Origin of the sequence: Microcoleus sp. B13-B6, assembly GCF_036705405.1 — a bacterium.
Lineage (GTDB): Bacteria > Cyanobacteriota > Cyanobacteriia > Cyanobacteriales > Microcoleaceae > Microcoleus.
The window spans coordinates 1-1,270 of sequence record NZ_JAUBUJ010000250.1; the positions used below are offsets into that span (position 1 = coordinate 1).

The window sequence follows — 1,270 nt, forward strand, 5'->3', positions numbered from 1 at the left end:
TTAAGTTATTAATACATTACTTGAAGTTTGACGATATTCCCATTCCTGGGGTATTCATACCTTGATTCAGCAACGCCCAATTTACTTGAGAAATAAAAGTGCGATCGAATTGGTCAAGCGCGATCGCACCCCTGCATCTTTAGCCGTTATCCTCCGGCAATTCTCCAAATTGTTCTCGATAACGCGCTAGCAAAGATTCGAGTTCAGCAGCACGTTGCCGTTCCGCTTCAGCACGTTGCCGTTCCGCTTTTAAAGCTGAAGCCAATTCATCTGGAATCAATAATTTATCTCCATTATCTTCCCGATAAAACCCAAGAATTTTTCCCTCTATTTCTAACCGCAGTTGCAATACATCGCTGCGATTATCTCTAATTAATTGATACCCCTCTACTCCCAGTCGGTACCCCCGCAATTGTTCGGGAATCCATTCACCTCTAGGGTCAAACAACCAGTATTCCTGAACTTCTAACCTTTCGTACAAGTCTTTTTTATTATTTTGATCTTCCGACTTTGTACCTGGTGAGGTAATTTCAAAAATCACTTTCGGCACTTGACCTTCTTCCCAGATTTTGTAATTATCTCTGCCACCCGGTTCCACATCAAAAATCACCATCACGTCTGGTGCTACACGGACTTTTGGAAAACCTTGAGCGTAGTATAAAAATTGGTTTGCTAAAACAGTAGCTCGACGGTCTGCGAGGTATTGTTTTAAGACTTCTAAAGTAGTTAAGATTGCGTAAACATGGTCGTAAGTTTCTGCCAATGGTTCTCCATCAGCGCTAGGGTATACGATTTCAGAAGTTTGGAGGGTGGGAACGACTGTTGTCATGGTCGTGCTTCCTGTGAGTTGTATATCTATTATAAACTTGTTTTCAGCAACTAAGTAGGTTAATTTAATTAAACGTAAAACGCTCTCGTGCTTGAGAGCCTCGCCTTCTTCAAGAAGTCGGGCTTCTGGTATTATCTATTTTTGACTACACATCCGCAGCGATCGCACTTTTGAATTCCTTAATTGCCTCAACATGACTCGGCATATTAACACACCTGACGAGTAAACCCATATCGAGTTCTGGGAGCAATTGGGAACTTGCAATCTCTTCGTATCCTTGCTGTTTGAGAGCATACAGAGACATTCGGCTGTTTTCCCAAAACCAGACTTCAGGGATTTGCAGCCGTTTGTAAGCCTCTAGCTTAGGAATGAGAATTAAATAAAATCCACTTTTCCTGTTTGTTGTGGGATGGGCGTCCCGCCCGTCCTTTCTGGGCGGGC

Annotated in this window: 1 protein-coding gene and 1 pseudogene; both read right to left on the bottom strand. The window is 42.8% G+C overall.

Annotated features, from left to right (window positions below):
- Positions 1 to 139 precede the first annotated feature (139 nt).
- Positions 140 to 829, bottom strand: a complete 690-nt coding sequence (locus QUB35_RS38990) for a Uma2 family endonuclease (RefSeq protein WP_333148436.1) — start codon at positions 827 to 829, stop codon at positions 140 to 142.
- A 145-nt stretch (positions 830 to 974) separates the two neighbouring features.
- Positions 975 to 1,270 (bottom strand): annotated as a pseudogene (locus tag QUB35_RS38995) (hypothetical protein); the annotation flags it as partial.

Excerpts from the sequence above, each read along its gene's own strand:
- QUB35_RS38990 (WP_333148436.1), bottom strand. The coding sequence starts at position 829 with ATGACAACAGTCGTTCCCACCCTCCAAACTTCTGAAATCGTATACCCT.